Genomic DNA, 15,809 nt, shown 5'->3' on the forward strand with positions numbered 1-15,809 from the left:
AAGCTCGCTCCTACAGTGATATGTGCAAGGCTTACAAAACGGCCGTTATCTTATAGCAAAACGGCGGCCAGAGGCCGCCGTTTAGTGCATTGCACACGTTTTTACAGCGCGGTGGCCGGCTCTGCCTTCGGCGCCGGTTTGGGCAGCGACGACAGGAACGCCATGATCAACGCCGCCACATACGGTAGCGACTGCACCAGCAGCATCACCACCCAGAAGCGCATGTCGGCGCTCGGCAGGCCCTGCACCAGGTAGATCCCCAGCGCCGCGCCCCACAACAGCAGCATGATGAACATCTCTTCGCGGGCTTCGGAAATCGCTACCCAGAAGCCGTGGTTATCCGCGTTTTTCGGTGTACGAAAGAACGGAATGCTGGTGGTGAAGAAGCCATACAGCACCGCTTTGGCGATGGTGTGGGACAACGCCAGGCCGGCCAGCGCCGCACAGAACGCGTCCTTGAGGTTTACCCCCACGGCACGGCGGTACAGGAAGATGATCTTGCCCACCTTGAACACGAACAACGCCAACGGCGGGATCGCGAAAATCAGCAACGGCGGGTCGACCCGGGTCGGCACGATGATCATCGCCGCCGACCACAACAGCGCGCCGACGGTGAAGAAGATGTTCATGCCATCCGCCACCCACGGCAACCAGCCCGCGAGGAAGTGGTAACGCTGGCCACGGGTCAGCTCGGTGTCCTTGCCGCGCAGCAGGCTGGCGGTGTGACGCTTGATGATCTGGATCGCGCCATAGGCCCAGCGGAAACGCTGTTTCTTGAAGTCGATGAAGGTGTCGGGCATCAGGCCCTTGCCGTAGCTTTCGTGGTAATACGCGGCCGACAGGCCTTTCTCGAACACGCGCAGGCCGAGTTCGGCGTCTTCGCAGATGCACCAGTCGGCCCAGCCCAGCTCTTCGAGCACCGAGCGACGGGTCATGGTCATGGTGCCGTGCTGGATGATCGCGTCGCGGTCGTTGCGGGTGACCATGCCGATATGGAAGAAGCCTTTGTATTCGGCGTAGCAGAGCTTCTTGAAGGTGCTTTCGTTCTGGTCGCGATAATCCTGCGGCGACTGCACCACGGCGATTTTCGGGTCGGCGAAGTGCGGCACCATGTGCTTGAGCCAGTTCGGCGACACGCAGTAGTCCGAGTCGATCACCGCGATCACTTCGGCATCCTTGGCGGTGTGGGGGATCAGGTAGTTCAACGCGCCGCCCTTGAAACCGGCCAGGGGCGCGACGTGGAAGAACTTGAAGCGCGGGCCCAGGGTTGCGCAGTAGTCGCGCACCGGTTCCCACACCGCCGGGTCCTTGGTGTTGTTGTCGATGATCAGGACTTCGTAGTCCGGGTAGTCGAGGGCGGCCAGGGCATCGAGGGTCTGTTTGACCATCTCTGGCGGCTCGTTGTAGCACGGCACATGGATCGACACTTTCGGGCGGTAGTCCGAGTCCCCCACGACCGGCAGGAATTCACGCCGACGTTTGTGGGTCCAGACCGCTTCCGCCAGTTCATGGGCTTCGGCCAGCAGCACGATAAACACGCCCAGGGCGCCGAGCGCCAGGAGGAAGCCGACCGTCAGGCTGAACCAGGTGCTGTATTGCTGGCTGTAGTCGTAGCCGATCCACACCAGCACCGAACCGCACAGGAACGCGATAAAGGTCAGGAAGGTCCGGCCGCGTTGGCGCAGGGCCGAGCCGTCGATCATCAGCAGGGTCAACGACAGCAGTGCAAGCACCACCGAACCGATGGCCAGCACGCGCCATTGCGGGATCGCGACCACCGGTCCTTCGAAGTTGAATTTCTGCTGACGCGCGGCGTTGTACACGCCCCAGTAGGCGCCGACCGAGCCTTCGTCGCTGGCTTTCCACGGTTGGTCGAAGGCCTCGATCACGAAGTAGTTGAAGCCCTGGCGGTTCAGCTTGTTCACCAGCGTGCGCAGGTAAATTGCCTGGTCGGCGGGAGACGCATCAGCACCGCCACGCATGCGGCCGTTGCTCGGCCAGCCGACTTCCGACAGCAGCAGCGGCTTTTTCGGGAAGGTCTTCTTCAGATCCCGTGCGCGGTCGAGTACGAATTGGCCCGCCTGGTCCACCGGAATATGTTCCCAGTACGGCAGGATGTGCGCGGCGATCAAGTCGACGTGCTTGGCCAGTTGTGGGTTGTGCTCCCAGATGTGCCATTGCTCGGAGGTGGTCACCGGCACCTTGACGGCCGCGCGCACGCGATCCAGCAACACGATCAGTGCTTCGGGGGTGATCTCTTTACGGAACAACGCTTCGTTGCCGACCACCACGCGCACGACGCTGCGCGAGCTGTTGGCGATCTCGATGGCGCGCTGGATCTCGCGTTCGTTGCGTTCCAGGTCCGGGCTGATCCAGATCCCCAGGGTGACGCGCAGGCCGAACTCTTCCGCCAGCTTGGGGATGTCTCCCAGAGTGCCGTCGACCGAGTAGGTCCGGATGTTGTCCGTCAACTTGCTCATGATCTCCAGATCGCGACGCATCTGGTCGTCGGTCGGGTACTGGTCTTTCTGTGGGTACTGGCCTTGTTGAAACGGCGAGTAGGAAAAACCGGAGATCTGTTCAGGCCAGTTGGGGGCAGTGACCGGGCGGTTGATCAGCGCCCAGAAGCCGGTGAACAGCGCGGCAATTGCCAGCACCACCACCAGGTTGAGTCCAAATTTACGCGATGACATGGCTATTTCGGGTTCCAAAAGGTGTGGAACGAAAAGAGGTGTCGGCCTACGCCGAACGGCGCGCATCCTACACCGGCCCTTCCCTGAGCGTACAGCAGACTGAGAAAAGCCGGACGTTAGTCCGCGAATCTCCAGCTAAGTTCTTTACGTGTATCGCGAAGTTTCGAACTTGTCCTGGCAAAGCCCTATAATGCGCGCCGGTTTTTGGGGTAATGGTCATGAGTACAGAAGATCCGCGGTTTGCAGGCGTCGCCCGCTTGTATGGCGTTGAAGGCCTGGAGCGCTTGAAAGCGGCCCATGTGGCGATCGTCGGCGTCGGCGGCGTAGGCTCATGGGCGGCGGAAGCCATCGCCCGTTGTGGGGTGGGCGAGATCTCGTTGTTTGATTTGGATGATGTCTGCGTCAGCAACAGCAACCGTCAGCTGCATGCCCTCGACAGCACCGTGGGCAAACCCAAGGTCGAGGTGATGGCTGAGCGCCTGCGCGGTATCAACCCGGACTGCACGGTGCATGCCGTGGCGGATTTCGTGACCCGCGAGACCATGGCCGAGTACATCACCCCCAACATCGACTGCGTGATCGACTGCATCGACGCCGTCAACGCCAAGGCGGCACTGATCGCCTGGTGCAAGCGCCGCAAGATCCAGATCATCACCACCGGCGGCGCTGGCGGGCAGATCGACCCGACGTTGATCCAGGTCTGCGACCTGAACCGCACCTTCAACGATCCGCTCGCCTCGAAAGTGCGCTCCACCCTGCGCCGTGACTATGGCTTCTCGCGCACGGTGACCCGCCATTACAGCGTGCCGTGTGTGTTTTCCACCGAGCAACTGCGCTATCCGAAGCCGGACGGCAGCATCTGCTTACAGAAGAGTTTTGTTGGCGACGGGGTAAAGCTGGACTGCGCCGGCGGGTTTGGCGCGGTGATGATGGTCACTGCAACCTTCGGCATGGTGGCGGCGACCAAGGCGGTGGACAAGATCGTGGCCGGGGTGCGCCGGCCTTCCGATCGGGTCAAACCTTCTTAAACCTCAAGGCCTTGCACCATTCAAATGTGGGAGGGGCTTGCTCCCGATAGCAGAGTGCCGGTCACTGAATATATTGACTGAACCACCGCTATCGGGGGCAAGCCCCCTCCCACATTGGGTTTTATGTACGGCTTAGTTCGCGCATGCGCTGCAGCACGGCGTTCAGGCCATTGCTGCGCGACGGCGACAACTGGCGGGACAGCCCCAGTTGATTGAACCAGTCCGGCAAGTCGACCGCCTGCAACTCGGCGGCCGACAGCCCGTTGACCCGCGCCAGCAGCAACGCCACCAGCCCACGGATCATGCGCGCTTCGCTGCTGGCGGCGAACTGCCAGTGGCCGTCGGATAAGCGCCCGACCAGCCATACCAGGCTCTCGCAGCCCTGCACCAGATTGGCCTCGACCTTGTCTTCGTCCGCCAGTGGCGGCAGCTGTTCGCCCCATTGCATCAGCAGACGTGCGCGTTGCTCCCAGCTGCCCACCGCCTGAAACGACTCAAGCGCGCCGACAGCCTCGGCCGGCAGGCTCATCGCAGCATATCCAGGGCCTGGTCCAGCGCTTCGAAGAATCGCTCCAGATCATCGGAATTGTTGTACAGCGCCAGGGACACGCGAATCGCTCCCGACAAGTGCATCGCCTTGAGCAGCGGCATTGCGCAATGATGGCCGGCGCGCACGGCAATGCCCTGCTCGGTCAGCAAGTGCGCAAGATCGGCGTTATGCACGCCTTCCACCACAAAACTGACCAACGCCACCTGCGGCGCGCCCAGTACGCGCACGCCATTGCGCGCTTTCAGCCCGCGCAACAGGTACTCGTGCAGGGCGGCTTCGTGGGCGATGAGCGCCGGTTGATCCAGTGAATTGAGGTAATCCAGGCTGGCGCCCAGGCCGATCACGCTGGCAATCGGTGGGGTGCCGGCCTCGAACCCCAGCGGCGCGGGGCGGAAGCTGGCGCTGTGGTAATCGGCCTGTTGCACCATTTCGCCGCCGAACTGCCAGTGGCGCAGCTGATGCAGGGCTTGGGTGCGGCCGTACAGCACGCCGACGCCGTCCGGGCCGTAGAGTTTGTGGCTGGAAAATACGTAGAAGTCGCAGCCCAGCGCTTGTACGTCGTGGCGGCCGTGGACGATGCCCTGGGCGCCATCGACCACGGTCAGTGCGCCCTCGGCCTTGGCCATGGCCAGCAAGGGGGCCAGTGGCTGCCAGGTGCCCAGCACGTTGGACAGTTGGCTCACCGCCAGCAGGCGCGTGCGCGGGCCGATCAGCGTGGTGGCGGCCTGAAGGTCGATCATGCCGTCGTCGCCAACCGGCAGGATCACCAGTTCCAGCGCGCGACGTTTGGCCAGTTGCTGCCAGGGCAGCAGGTTGGCGTGGTGTTCCAGGGCGCTGATGACTAGTTCATCGCCCGCATTGAATAAGTGCTCGAGGCCGTAGGCCAAGAGGTTCAGCGCCGACGTCGCGCCATGAGTGAAGACGATGTGCCCGCTGTCTCCTGCATTCAACCACTGCGCGACCTTGTTGCGACTGTCCTCGAAAGCCTGGGTCGCGTGGGCGCCCGGCAAATGCTGGGCACGGTGAACGTTGGCGGCGCCATTGGCGTAGTAATGGCTGATCGCGTCCAACAGGGCTTGAGGTTTTTGCGCGGTGGCGGCGCTGTCCAGATAGGTCTGGTCTTGCCGTTGCAGAGCGGCGATGGCCGGAAAGTCGACGCGCCAGGGAGAGGGCACAAGCATGGTGTTCAAGACTCGTATAAACGGGCCCCAGGATCGGGGCCCGCGAGTGGCATCGAGTCGCTGCTTAGTTGTGAGCGTGCAGCGCTTCGTTCAGTTCGATGGCCGACTTGTGGGTTTTGCACTCCACGGCACCGGTCTCGGAGTTACGGCGGAACAGCAGGTCCGGCTGGCCGGCCAGCTCGCGCGCCTTGACCACTTTAACCAGCTGGTTGCGCTCGTCGAGCAGGGCAACCTTGGTCCCGGCGGTGACATACAGGCCCGATTCCACGGTGTTGCGGTCGCCCAGCGGGATACCGATACCGGCGTTGGCGCCGATCAGGCAGCCTTCGCCGACTTTGATCACGATGTTGCCGCCACCCGACAAGGTGCCCATGGTGGAGCAACCGCCGCCCAGGTCCGAACCCTTGCCGACAAATACGCCGGCCGAGACACGGCCTTCGATCATGCCCGGGCCTTCGGTGCCGGCGTTGAAGTTGACGAAACCTTCGTGCATCACGGTGGTGCCTTCGCCCACGTAGGCGCCCAGGCGGATACGCGCGGCGTCAGCGATACGCACGCCGCTGGGTACGACGTAATCGGTCATTTTCGGGAACTTGTCCACCGAGAACACTTCCAGCAGCTCGCCACGCAGGCGCGCTTCGAGTTGGCGTTCGGCCAGCTCATTGATGTCGATCGCGCCCTGGCTGGTCCAGGCCACGTTCGGCAGTTGCGCGAATACACCGGCCAGGCTCAGGCCGTGGGGCTTGACCAGGCGGTGGGACAGCAGGTGCAGCTTGAGGTAGGCCTCAGGCGTGGAAGTCAGTGCGGCGTCTTCGGCCAGCAGGGTGGCGACCAGCGGGGTATGGCTTTCAGCCAGGCGGGTCAGCAGGGCTGCCTGGGTCGCGTCGACGCCTTTGAGCGCGTCAGCCAGTTGCAGGGCTTGGGCGACGGAGAAGGTGATCGCCTGGTTGCCTTCGCTGTAACCGAGGATCGGCGCGATGGCGGCGACGACTTCCGCCGACGGGTTGAGCACGGGTTGTGCGTAAAACACTTCCAGCCAAGCACCTTGGCGGTTCTGAGTGCCGACGCCGAAGCCCAGGCTGAACAGGGAATTGGACATGCTGTTACCTCTACAAAAATGGGATGGCCAGCCTACTTGAGGGCTGCCGAATAAGTATCTGGCTTGAAGCCAATCAGGGTTCTGTCTCCGAGATCAAGCACCGGGCGCTTGATCATCGAGGGTTGTGCGAGCATCAATTCAATGGCTTTCGACTGATCGAGATCGGCTTTGCGTTCGTCTTCGAGTTTGCGAAAGGTGGTGCCCGCACGGTTCAAAACCACCTGCCAACCGTGCTCGTTGCACCATTGGGTCAAGTGTTCGCGGTCGATACCGACGGTTTTGTAGTCATGGAACTCGTAGCTCACGCCGTGCTCGTCGAGCCAGGTGCGGGCTTTTTTCATGGTGTCGCAGGCTTTGATGCCGAAAAGGTGCAAGGTTTTACTTGATACGGTCAAGGAATTGCCCCCCTTTGGACCAATGAAGATGAAAGGTCTGGGATTATGCCACGACCAGCGGGTTTGGGTGCCGCTCGTCTCTAGCGTGGATTGCCCCGTGCGACTATTGTGCGAAAGCCATCGCGCAGCATAGGCGGCTAATATGGCACTTCAATGGTGAGTTGTTGCCTGATGTGTGTCGTTGCAAGTCGATTGTCCGGGAAAACCGCGTTATGCAAACCGCCTACACCGTTCTTATCTTGCTGATGCTGGTCAGCGTTTCGCGTCTGGTCTGGCGAGTCATCCCACTGCCGTTACCGCTGGTGCAGATTGTCGCCGGGGCCTTGCTGGCCTGGCCCACGTTGGGGCTGCATGTCGCGCTGGACCCGGAGTTGTTTCTGTTTCTGTTCCTGCCGCCGCTGTTGTTCTCCGATGGCTGGCGCATGCCCAAGCGCGAACTGTGGCGCCTGCGCGGGCCGATTCTGACGTTGGCAGTGGGGCTGGTGCTGTTCACCGTGGTCGGCGCTGGCTACTTCATTCATTGGTTGTTGCCTTCGATTCCATTGCCGGTGGCCTTTGCCCTGGCGGCGGTGTTGTCGCCGACGGACGCCGTGGCGGTGTCGGCCATTTCCCAGAACCGTTTACCCACGCCGTTGATGCATATGCTCCAGGGCGAAGCCTTGATGAACGATGCCTCGGGCCTGGTGACCTTCAAGTTCGCCCTGGTGGCAGCCTTGACCGGGGTGTTTTCCCTGGCGGATGCCAGCCTGACCTTTGTACTGGTGGCCATCGGCGGTCTGGCGGTCGGGATCGCGTTGAGCTGGCTGGTGGGGCGCTTGCGTGTCTGGATGATTGCGCGAGGCTGGGACGACCCGGCCACCCACGTTGTGTTCATGTTGCTGCTGCCGTTCGCCGCCTATGTTCTGGCCGAACGCCTGGGCGCATCGGGGATTCTTTCGGCCGTGGCGGCGGGCATGATGCAAAGCTGGCTGGACCTGCTGCCCCGCCAGACCAGCACGCGCTTGCTCAATCGCAGTGTGTGGTCGCTGCTGGAGTTTGCCTTCAATGGCTTGATCTTCCTGCTGTTGGGGCTGCAACTGCCGGACATCGTCAAGGCGGTGGTGAGTCATGAAACCACGCTGTGGCCGACCCTGCTGTATCGCTGCCTGGACGTGGTCGCGATCTTCCTGGTGTTGTTGGTATTACGCTTCATCTGGGTGCAAAGCATCTGGCGTCTGTCGGGCGTGCTCCGGCGCCTGCGTGGGAAAAGCGAGCTTACCCTGGTGCCGACGGCGCGTTCCTGCTGGCTGTTGACCGTGGGCGGTGTGCGCGGGGCGGTGACGTTGGCCGGTGTGATGTCGGTGCCCTTGCTGCTGGCGCCGGGCAAGGCGTTCCCGGAACGCGATCTGCTGATCTTTATCGCGGCCGGGGTGATCCTGCTGTCGCTCGTCGCTGCCTGTATTGCGTTGCCGCTGCTGCTGCGCGGCATTGAAAAAAGCCCCGATGAAAAACACCACAATGAAGTGCGCGAGGCGTGGAAAAAGACTGCCGTGGCGGCGATCCATGCGCTTGAGGTCGAAGAACCCACCGAGAGCCCTCCCGCGGACGCCGCCCAGGCCGCACTGGCTACCGAGCTGAAGGCGCGACTGATGTCGGAATACCGGCATCAGTTGGACGTCTTCAACGACTCCGCCGAAGCCCAGGCGCTGGCGTCGCAGATGGACCAACTGGAGCGAAAGCTACGGCTCAAGGCGCTGCGGGCGCAGCGCTTGGAGTTGTATAGCCTGAGCCGTCATCACCGGATTGGGGATGACGTGTTGAGGGAGGTGTTGGACGATCTGGACATGAGTGAGGCGAACCTGGGGTCGCCGAAGTAGGCAATTGGGGGCCGCCGTGCCGCCGGCGCTGAGTGTGTGGTGCCTTAAACGGTGCAGTCTGAGTCGGCATCACGAAAGCGTGGATGACGGATCACGGCGGGCATGGGGACGAGACACTGGTTGATTCGTGCCAATTGCAGGAAAGTTCCCGGCGGTGTTGAGTGAATACGTGAGCCGATGTTTACTCCTGGGCCCGCTACGTCGGGTTGACCGGGGGGTACAGCATTCTGATCGTTCGCTTGTCGCCCGCGGAAAGGGTTGTGTTTTTAGGAATGGCCTGGCCGTTGCGCCTCAATGCTGCCGGAATTTCATAATGCATCACGGACTGTGGATCGTATGGGGTGATCTGCAGGCCGGGCCGGTTGTCTGGCTCAAGGATATGCTCGCGTACCATGGCTTCGTTGAAAGAGTCGCTGGTGTAGTAGTCATACACTTGGGGGCTGTCCCAATCCAGGCTGTTCTGCGGGTGTTGGTGTTCGTGCAGTAACCCGAGGGCGTGGCCGAATTCGTGCAGAGCCGTACTGCGCAACTTCTTCGAGTCGTCGGTCCGGTTGAGGTGCATCGTGGGTTGATCTTCATCGATGCGCTTGGCCTCTGTGCCAATGGCGGACCAATTGCCCTTGAGCCCTTCATCGTCAGAAATACGAATATCGCCCGTCTTGCCTTCGACGATATTGAAGCGCAGGGCTGGCGTGTGGTGGGCCCATTCGCGGATAGCGTCCACCACCAGCGCTTTGCTTTTTTCGCTGCTCAGGTCGAGCGCAACGGTGACCACGCCGGCCGGCCAGCGCTTGTCGCTGTCGGCGATGCCTCTTTTGGTTCGCCCGGCGGATTCGGGAGGGGAGGTGTGGTTATTCGGGAGCGGCTCATAAGCGGGGGGAGGGGCGAGCGGCGGGGTGATTAGGCTCATAGGCATTACTCGTAGGAAGTTTGCCTATTGGTGGTGAGCGAGTGAACAAGGTTCCCGCACTGTGCGACACAGTGCGGGATGTGGCGAGGTTACTTCCTGCGTTGAATGAAATCGCGAATGCGCTCAGCCGCTTCCACGCACTCCGCCAGTGGTGCAACCAATGCCATGCGAACGCGCCCGGCGCCTGGGTTGACGCCGTCCACCTCCCGCGACAGGTACGAGCCGGGTACTACGGTCACGTGTTCTTGCACAAACAGATCGCGACAGAAGGCGGCATCGTCACCCTCTACATTCGGCCACAGGTAGAAACCACCATCGGGGGCTTGTACGTCCAGCACCGGCTTGAGGATCGCCAGCACGGCGTCGAATTTTTCCCGATACAGGTCGCGGTTGGCCTGGACATGGGCTTCGTCCTGCCAGGCGGCGATGCTTGCCAGTTGGGTTTGCACGGGCATCGCGCAGCCGTGGTAGGTGCGGTACAGCAGGAAGGCCTTGAGGATGTCGGCGTCGCCGGCCACGAACCCGGAACGCAGGCCCGGCAGGTTGGAGCGCTTGGACAGGCTGTGGAACACCACGCAGCGTTTGAAGTCCTGGCGGCCGAGTTCGACGCAGGCGCTCAACAGGCCCGGCGGCGGGCTTTGTTCGTCGAAGTACAGCTCGCTGTAGCACTCGTCGGCGGCAATCACGAAGTCGTATTCGTCGGCCAGGGCGATGAGCTTTTTCAGGGTGTCGACCGGGATCAGCGCGCCGGTCGGGTTGCCGGGGGAGCACAGGAACAGGATCTGGCAGCGCTTCCAGACGTCTGGCGACACGGCGTCGAAATCCGGGTTGAAGCCATTGGCGTCCAGGCACGGCAGGTAGTGCGGCTTGGCGCCGGCCAGGAACGCGGCGCCTTCATAGATCTGGTAGAACGGGTTCGGGCTTACCACCAGCGCGTCGTCACTGCGATTGACCACGGCTTGGGTGAAGGCGAACAGTGCCTCGCGGGTGCCGTTGACCGGCAGGATGTTACGCGCCGGGTCCAGCCAGCCCTTGGGTACATTGAAGCGGCGTTCGCACCAGGCTGCGATGGCCTCGCGCAGCGCCGCAACGCCCAGGGTGGTCGGGTACACCGCCATCTGGTCGAGGTTATTGCTCAACGCCTCAGCGACGAAGGTCGGCGATTTATGCTTGGGCTCGCCGATGGACAACGCGATCGGACGTTTGTCCGGGGTCGGCGTGACGCTGCCGAGCAGGGCGCGCAGTTTTTCGAACGGGTAGGGCTGCAACTGGTTCAGGGCGTTGTTCATCGGTGGATCTCGTGCAAGGCGTTAAAAACTGGGCGGGTATCAAATCGTCAGGCGCGTCAGCTCGACCCCGGGCTCCTGGTGAACGCTCAACTGCTGGACGATTGCATCCTGCAGGCGGCGGCACAGTTCGGGGTCGGATAGCGGCTGGTTGTCGGCGTCGGTAATGAAGAACACGTCTTCCACGCGCTCGCCGAGGGTCGCAATCTTGGCGTTCTGCAACGACAGGTCGAACTCCAGGAAAATCCCGCCGATCCGCGCCAGCAGGCCCGGGCGATCCGGCGCGCTGAGTTCCAGCACCGTCACCGGGCGCTGGGCGTCGTTGGAAATGGTCACCTGGGGCGCAAACGCAAAATGCTTGAGCTGGCGTGGCACGCGGCGCTGGATGATGGTCGGGTAGTCGTCCGGGTTGCGCAACGCCTCGGTCAGGCCTTCGCGGATCTTTTTCACCCGCGCCGGGTTATCGCCGATGGACTCGCCTTCGGTGTCGAGCACGATGTAGGTGTCGAGGGTGAACTGGCTGCTGGAGGTGATGACCCGGGCGTCGTGGATGTTCAGGTTGAGCTGGTCCATGGCCGCCACGGTCACGGCGAAGAAGTCGTGCTGGTCGGGGGCGTAGATGAAGATCTGCGTGCCGCCTTCGAACTCGCGTTGGGTCGTCTCTTTGATCAGCACCAGCGGGCCGCCATCGGCCGGTTGCTGCAGGATTGCATCGCTGTGCCAGGCCACGTCGCCGGCGGTGTGGCGCAGGAAGTAATCGTCGCCCAGTTGCGACCACAATTGTTCGACGTCGTCCGGGTCGTTGCCGCCGCGCACCAGGATATCCAGGGCCGCGCTTTGGGTGCGGCGGATCTGTTCTTCGCGGTCCACCGGGTTTTCCAGGCCCCGGCGCAGGGCGCGCTTGGTCTCGGTGTACAGCTGGCGCAACAGGCTCGCGCGCCAGGAGTTCCAGAGGGTCGGGTTGGTGGCATTGATATCGGAAACGGTCAGCACATACAGGTAGTCGAGACGGGTTTCATCGCCGACGATCCCGGCGAAGTCGTGGATCACCTGCGGGTCGGACAAGTCCTTGCGCTGGGCGGTCGTCGACATCACCAGATGGTTCTGCACCAGCCAGACAATCAGGCGGCTGTCCCACAACGGCAACTGGTGACGCTGGCAGAACGCCTCGGCATCGACTGCACCGACTTCCGAGTGATCGCCGTGGCGGCCTTTGCCGATGTCGTGGTACAGGCCGGCCAGGTAGATCAGTTCGGGTTTGGGCAGCTTGGCCATCAGTTTACTGGCCAGCGGGAATTTCTCTGACACCTGGGTGTACTGCAGCTTACGCAGGTGCTTGATCAGGTTCAGGGTGTGGGCGTCGACGGTGTAGATGTGGAACAGGTCGTGCTGCATCTGCCCGACGATAAAGCCGAACTCCGGCAGGTAACGCCCGAGGATGCCGTAGCGGTTCATCCGCCGCAGGTTGCGGTGGATGCCGATCTTGCACTTGAACAGCTCGATGAACAGGCTGGTGTTGCGGATGTCGTTGCGAAAGTCATCGTCGATCAGGTGACGGTTTTCTCGCAGCAGGCGAATCGTGTCGGCACGCACGCCTTTGATTTCCGGCTGCTGGGCCATCAGCACGAAAATTTCCAGCATGGCAAACGGCGTGCGGCGGAACACGTTGTCGTTGCGCGCCTCGATATAGCCGTCGTGCAGCTGGAAACGCGGGTTGATCGGCTGCGGCGGTGCTTCGTCTTCCGGGGCCAGGATCACTTCTTCGAAGTGCTGGATGATCAGGTCGCTGAGCTGGGCGATGCTCATGACCACCCGGTAGTACTGCTGCATGAAACTTTCGATGCTGGTCTTCGCATCTTCGCCCTCGAAACCCAGCAGGGTGGCGATGGAGCGCTGATGGTCGAACAGCAGGCGGTCTTCGGCACGCCCGGCGAGCATGTGCAGGGCGTAGCGCACTTTCCAGAGGAATTCCTGGGACGAGGCGAGCAGGGCGTTTTCGCTTTCCACCAGAAAGCCTTCACCGGCCAGGGCGCGCAGGTTCAGGGTGCCGTACTGGCGACGGGCGACCCACAAAATCGTCTGGATATCGCGCAAGCCCCCGGGGGAGCCTTTGACGTTGGGTTCCAGGTTGTATTCGGTGTCGTTGTACTTGTGGTGCCGGGCTTTCTGCTCGGCGCGCTTGGCCAGGAAGAACTCCTTGCTCGGCCACATGTGCGCGGTGCTGGTGACTTCGAGCATGCGTTGGCGCAGACGCTCGGGGCCGGCGATGGTGCGGCTTTCCATCAGATTGGTGATGACGGTGAGGTCGGCGCGGGCTTCTTCGCCGCATTCGGCCACCGAGCGCACGCTCTGGCCGACTTCCAGGCCGATGTCCCACAGCAGCGTCAGAAAACGCTCGATGGAATCGCGAAAGATCTCATGGTCGGCGCTGTCCAGCAGGATCAGCAGGTCGATGTCCGAGTAGGGGTGCAGCTCGCCGCGACCGTAGCCGCCGACCGCCACCAGGGCGATATCGGCGTCTTCGCTCCAGTTGAACTGTTCCCAGGCCTTTTGCAGGATGTTATCGACGAACCAGGCGCGGTCCTCGATCAGCCGACGGATGTCCCGGCCGCTGCGAAAGCGCTCGTCGAGCACCTCGCGGGCCTGGCGGATAGCCTTCTTGAAGGCGGCGATAGGGCTGGCCTTCAGCGCCAGTTCGGCCTGGAACTGGCCACGGTCGAAGAGTTCGGGATCCACCTGGGGCATCGTTCGGCTTTCCTTTCTATCTATCAGTCAGTCACAACACAGTCTGGGAAAACCAGGGCAGCCGTTACGCCGAGATGCGTGGGATGGTGTCGTCCGCGCGCAGGGTGAAGATCTCGTAGCCGGTGTCGGTGACCAGCAGGGTGTGTTCCCACTGGGCGGAGAGCTTGCGGTCTTTGGTGATGGCGGTCCAGCCGTCGCCCAGCACCTTGGTGTCGGCCTTGCCCTGGTTGATCATCGGCTCGATGGTAAAGGTCATGCCGGCTTTGAGTTCCATGCCGGTGCCGGCGCGGCCGTAGTGCAGGATCTGCGGCTCTTCGTGGAACACCTTGCCGATGCCGTGGCCGCAGAACTCACGGACCACCGAGAAGCCGTTCTTTTCAGCATGCTTCTGGATCACTTCACCGATATCGCCCAGGCGGCAGCCGGGTTTGACGATTTCAATGGCCTTGTACATGCATTCCTGGGTCACCTGGGACAGGCGCTCGGCCCAGACCGGCACGGTGCCGACATGGAACATGCGGCTGGTATCGCCGTGGTAGCCGTCTTTGATGACGGTGACGTCGATGTTCAGGGTGTCGCCGTCTTTCAGCGGTTTGTCGCCGGGAATCCCGTGGCAGACCACATGGTTGATCGAGGTGCAGATCGACTTGGGGAAGCCCTTGTAGTTCAGCGGGGCAGGGATAGCTTTTTGCACGTCGACTATATAGTCGTGGCAAATGCGGTCCAGCGTTTCAGTGGTGACGCCGGGCTTGACGTGTTCGGCAATCATTTCCAGCACGTCGGCCGCCAGTTTGCCGGCAACGCGCATGCCGGCAATGTCTTCGGCGGTTTTCAAGGTAACGGTCATACAGGCTCTCTCTCTAGCGCGAGGCGCTGAAATCAATACGGTTTACGGGTGTGCGACAAAAGGTTGCAGAATTCGCACAAGCCCTGAAAAACGCGATTCTACCAGACGCGGGCGGCAAACCATGAGCGTCTGGCCATCGGTTATCTCTATAAGGTGGGGCTATAGTGGCGCGATTCAAAGGGTTGCGCAAAAGTCGTTGGCGGCAAATGTGATTGCGGGTTTCGTTTTTTCCCTTCGTGTGGTATAAAATGCGCCGCTTTCCGGGGATACCCCGCGAAGCTTAAATCCACACACGTGTCGACACGATGACCTGGGTGCCGGAGGCCTTGATGCCGCTGGTTGGTCATTGGGATACGTGGAGGCCAAACCCGACTTATTAAGGAACTATCATGTCCCAAGTCAACATGCGCGATATGCTGAAGGCCGGTGTGCACTTCGGTCACCAGACCCGTTACTGGAACCCGAAAATGGGTAAATACATTTTCGGCGCGCGTAACAAGATCCACATCATCAACCTTGAAAAAACCCTGCCAATGTTCAACGAAGCTCTGACTTTCGTAGAGCGTCTGGCCCAGGGCAAAAACAAGATTCTGTTCGTCGGCACCAAGCGTTCCGCTGGCAAGATCGTTGCTGAAGAAGCAGCACGTTGCGGTTCGCCGTACGTCGATCACCGCTGGTTGGGCGGCATGCTCACCAACTTCAAAACCATCCGTGCTTCCATCAAGCGTCTGCGTGACCTTGAAGTGCAAGCCGAAGACGGTACTTTCGCCAAGCTGACCAAGAAAGAGGCGCTGATGCGTACTCGCGACCTGGAAAAGCTCGATCGTTCCCTGGGTGGTATCAAGGACATGGGCGGTCTGCCTGACGCACTGTTCGTTATCGACGTTGATCACGAGCGCATTGCGATCACCGAAGCCAACAAGCTGGGCATCCCTGTTATCGGCGTAGTCGATACCAACAGCAGCCCAGAAGGCGTTGACTACATCATCCCAGGCAACGATGACGCCATCCGCGCTATCCAGCTGTACATGGGTTCGATGGCTGACGCTGTCATCCGCGGTCGCAACCACGTTGCTGGTGGTACCGAGCAGTTCGCTGAAGAAGCTCCGGTAGCCGCAGCTGAGTAATTGACGCCCTGGCGTTGACTCAGTAAGCAAAAAGGGGGCTTGGCCCCCTTTTTGCCCCCTCGAAAACCATTTGTCGGCAGCGCAGCTACAAC

The 15,809-nt window shown here is 61.6% G+C and carries 12 protein-coding genes; 3 read left to right on the forward strand and 9 right to left on the reverse strand.

Annotated features, from left to right (window positions below; genetic code table 11):
- Positions 1 to 101 precede the first annotated feature (101 nt).
- Positions 102 to 2,693 (reverse strand): glycosyltransferase, encoded by a 2,592-nt coding sequence (locus RGV59_RS12230; RefSeq protein WP_017844729.1) that lies wholly within the window; start codon positions 2,691 to 2,693, stop codon positions 102 to 104.
- A gap of 218 nt (positions 2,694 to 2,911) precedes the next feature.
- On the opposite strand from RGV59_RS12230, the gene tcdA reads away from it, so the two are divergent.
- Positions 2,912 to 3,721, forward strand: a complete 810-nt coding sequence (gene tcdA, locus RGV59_RS12235; RefSeq protein WP_376741844.1) for a tRNA cyclic N6-threonylcarbamoyladenosine(37) synthase TcdA — start codon at positions 2,912 to 2,914, stop codon at positions 3,719 to 3,721.
- Between the two features lie 121 nt (positions 3,722 to 3,842).
- Here the strand turns inward: tcdA and RGV59_RS12240 are convergent, their stop codons facing one another.
- From RGV59_RS12240 to RGV59_RS12255, 4 genes are all read right to left on the reverse strand, one after another.
- On the reverse strand, positions 3,843 to 4,250 hold the full coding sequence (locus tag RGV59_RS12240) for a SufE family protein (RefSeq protein ID WP_046490170.1): 408 nt from the start codon (positions 4,248 to 4,250) through the stop codon (positions 3,843 to 3,845).
- The gene (locus tag RGV59_RS12245; protein ID WP_126585660.1) at positions 4,247 to 5,452 is read right to left on the reverse strand and encodes an aminotransferase class V-fold PLP-dependent enzyme; all 1,206 of its coding nucleotides are present in this window, start codon (positions 5,450 to 5,452) and stop codon (positions 4,247 to 4,249) included. The genes RGV59_RS12240 and RGV59_RS12245 overlap by 4 nt, the downstream gene beginning before the upstream one ends.
- A 64-nt stretch (positions 5,453 to 5,516) precedes the next feature.
- Entirely contained in the window at positions 5,517 to 6,551 is a 1,035-nt protein-coding gene (gene dapD / locus RGV59_RS12250) for a 2,3,4,5-tetrahydropyridine-2,6-dicarboxylate N-succinyltransferase (protein WP_017844733.1), read from the reverse strand.
- Positions 6,552 to 6,583: 32 nt separating this feature from the next.
- Entirely contained in the window at positions 6,584 to 6,946 is a 363-nt protein-coding gene (locus RGV59_RS12255; RefSeq protein ID WP_026139766.1) for an ArsC family reductase, read from the reverse strand.
- A 212-nt stretch (positions 6,947 to 7,158) separates the two neighbouring features.
- Between RGV59_RS12255 and RGV59_RS12260 the strand changes: the two genes are divergently transcribed.
- Positions 7,159 to 8,802, forward strand: coding sequence for a Na+/H+ antiporter (locus RGV59_RS12260; protein WP_046490176.1), 1,644 nt, complete (start codon positions 7,159 to 7,161; stop codon positions 8,800 to 8,802).
- Positions 8,803 to 8,998: 196 nt separating this feature from the next.
- Here the strand turns inward: RGV59_RS12260 and RGV59_RS12265 are convergent, their stop codons facing one another.
- The 4 genes from RGV59_RS12265 to map all read right to left on the reverse strand — a co-directional run bounded on the left by RGV59_RS12265 (position 8,999) and on the right by map (position 14,590).
- On the reverse strand, positions 8,999 to 9,712 hold the full coding sequence (locus RGV59_RS12265; protein ID WP_126585661.1) for a M12 family metallopeptidase: 714 nt from the start codon (positions 9,710 to 9,712) through the stop codon (positions 8,999 to 9,001).
- Positions 9,713 to 9,801: 89 nt separating this feature from the next.
- Entirely contained in the window at positions 9,802 to 11,001 is a 1,200-nt protein-coding gene (gene dapC, locus RGV59_RS12270; RefSeq protein WP_126585662.1) for a succinyldiaminopimelate transaminase, read from the reverse strand.
- A 39-nt stretch (positions 11,002 to 11,040) separates the two neighbouring features.
- Positions 11,041 to 13,743: a [protein-PII] uridylyltransferase gene (locus RGV59_RS12275; protein ID WP_017844738.1), complete on the reverse strand. Its 2,703-nt coding sequence runs from the start codon at positions 13,741 to 13,743 to the stop codon at positions 11,041 to 11,043.
- Between the two features lie 64 nt (positions 13,744 to 13,807).
- On the reverse strand, positions 13,808 to 14,590 hold the full coding sequence (map, locus tag RGV59_RS12280; protein WP_017844739.1) for a type I methionyl aminopeptidase: 783 nt from the start codon (positions 14,588 to 14,590) through the stop codon (positions 13,808 to 13,810).
- A gap of 389 nt (positions 14,591 to 14,979) precedes the next feature.
- Between map and rpsB the strand changes: the two genes are divergently transcribed.
- On the forward strand, positions 14,980 to 15,717 hold the full coding sequence (gene rpsB, locus RGV59_RS12285) for a 30S ribosomal protein S2 (protein ID WP_017844740.1): 738 nt from the start codon (positions 14,980 to 14,982) through the stop codon (positions 15,715 to 15,717).
- Positions 15,718 to 15,809: the final 92 nt, after the last annotated feature.

Origin of the sequence: Pseudomonas sp. FG1 (assembly GCF_034313875.1) — a bacterium.
Classification (GTDB): Bacteria; Pseudomonadota; Gammaproteobacteria; order Pseudomonadales; family Pseudomonadaceae; genus Aquipseudomonas; species Aquipseudomonas veronii.

Bases quoted from the DNA above. Each gene is read 5' to 3' on its own strand.
- RGV59_RS12230 (WP_017844729.1), bottom strand. From the start codon at position 2,693: ATGTCATCGCGTAAATTTGGACTCAACCTGGTGGTGGTGCTGGCAATT.
- tcdA (WP_376741844.1), top strand. From the start codon at position 2,912: ATGAGTACAGAAGATCCGCGGTTTGCAGGCGTCGCCCGCTTGTATGGC.
- RGV59_RS12240 (WP_046490170.1), bottom strand. From the start codon at position 4,250: ATGAGCCTGCCGGCCGAGGCTGTCGGCGCGCTTGAGTCGTTTCAGGCG.
- RGV59_RS12245 (WP_126585660.1), bottom strand. From the start codon at position 5,452: ATGCTTGTGCCCTCTCCCTGGCGCGTCGACTTTCCGGCCATCGCCGCT.
- dapD (WP_017844733.1), bottom strand. From the start codon at position 6,551: ATGTCCAATTCCCTGTTCAGCCTGGGCTTCGGCGTCGGCACTCAGAAC.
- RGV59_RS12260 (WP_046490176.1), top strand. From the start codon at position 7,159: ATGCAAACCGCCTACACCGTTCTTATCTTGCTGATGCTGGTCAGCGTT.
- RGV59_RS12265 (WP_126585661.1), bottom strand. From the start codon at position 9,712: ATGAGCCTAATCACCCCGCCGCTCGCCCCTCCCCCCGCTTATGAGCCG.
- dapC (WP_126585662.1), bottom strand. From the start codon at position 11,001: ATGAACAACGCCCTGAACCAGTTGCAGCCCTACCCGTTCGAAAAACTG.
- RGV59_RS12275 (WP_017844738.1), bottom strand. From the start codon at position 13,743: ATGCCCCAGGTGGATCCCGAACTCTTCGACCGTGGCCAGTTCCAGGCC.
- map (WP_017844739.1), bottom strand. From the start codon at position 14,590: ATGACCGTTACCTTGAAAACCGCCGAAGACATTGCCGGCATGCGCGTT.
- rpsB (WP_017844740.1), top strand. From the start codon at position 14,980: ATGTCCCAAGTCAACATGCGCGATATGCTGAAGGCCGGTGTGCACTTC.